This is a genomic window from Candidatus Symbiopectobacterium sp. NZEC135 (genome assembly GCF_025962695.1).
Genome location: NZ_JAGFPF010000565.1, coordinates 1 through 1,204 on the forward strand (window position 1 = coordinate 1; position 1,204 = coordinate 1,204).

Sequence of the window (1,204 nt, forward strand, 5' to 3'; positions counted from 1 at the left end):
CGTTTAAGCACGGCGTATATCGCTCAGAACACCGCCTCGTTGGCGGGTATTCGCGGTAATTTTGATACCGGTCCGGTCAAGCACGAAGTCAACCTGGGTTATTCGGGTATCCATACCAAGACCAAAGTGGCGTTCACCATGTCTAAATATGACTACGCCACGAATATCTATAATACCCCGGTGGTGGATTTCCCTGCGACTACTAGCAGTAAAGGCGATATGGATTCACCGAAAATACGCAATCGCATGCAAAACTGGGGACTGGCACTGTCTGATACGCTCTCGATATTAGATGACAGCGTGCGCTTTACCGCAGGGTTGCGCCGTCAGGAGATCCTAGTGCGCAATTATGAATACTCGGGTATTGAGAGCGGCACCGGGGGACGTTTCGACCGCACCAAGATAAGCCCGGTGTTAGGCGTGGTGGTAAAACCGTGGGAACACGTTTCACTCTATGCCAACCATATTGAGGCATTGCAGCCGGGCACGAAAGCCCCGACGACGAGCGGAGTGTTAAACGCGGGACAGATTTCAGGCATCTACGTTGCTAAGCAAAATGAAGTTGGGGTTAAATTTGATTATCAGCGCGTAGGTGGCTCGCTGGCGGTTTACGAGATCAAACGGCCAAACGGTGCTCTCAAAGATATCGATGAGAATACAAAACTCTACGGCCTGAACGGCGAGCAGCGTAATCGCGGCGTGGAACTGAATGTGTTTGGTGAGCCGATGTACGGTCTGCGCCTCAACGGCAGCGCTACCTGGCTGGATGCCACGCTGACCAAAACCCACAAAGGTGCCAACGACGGCAATGATGTGGTGGGTACACCCGGCTACCAACTGGTGTTTGGCAGTGAATATGATATCCCTTCGGTGGAAGGCTTGACGCTGTCTGGCACCGTGTTGCGTTACGGTTCACAGTACGCCAACGAAGCCAATACGTTAAAACTGAAGCCGTGGACGCGGTTGGATCTGGGCGTGCGCTACAGTACGCCACTCAACGATCATACGCTGATATGGCGTGCCAACGTCGAGAACGTCACCAACGAAAAATATTGGGCATCGGTGGATGATAGCGGAACATACGTGACACAGGGCGATCCGCGCTCGCTGAAACTTTCGGTATCCGTGGATTTCTAATACTGACCGCGCCTGTTGTCAGGGTTAACTGGCGCAGGCGCGTTATGGTTTACAGCGGCAATGCCAT

Annotated in this window: 1 protein-coding gene; it reads left to right on the plus strand. The window is 52.9% G+C overall.

What is annotated here, in order from left to right:
* Positions 1 to 1,137, plus strand: a 1,137-nt coding sequence (locus J5224_RS28810; RefSeq protein WP_264628513.1) for a TonB-dependent receptor, incomplete at its 5' end; no start/stop codon positions are given.
* Between the last annotated feature and the right edge of the window lie 67 nt (positions 1,138 to 1,204).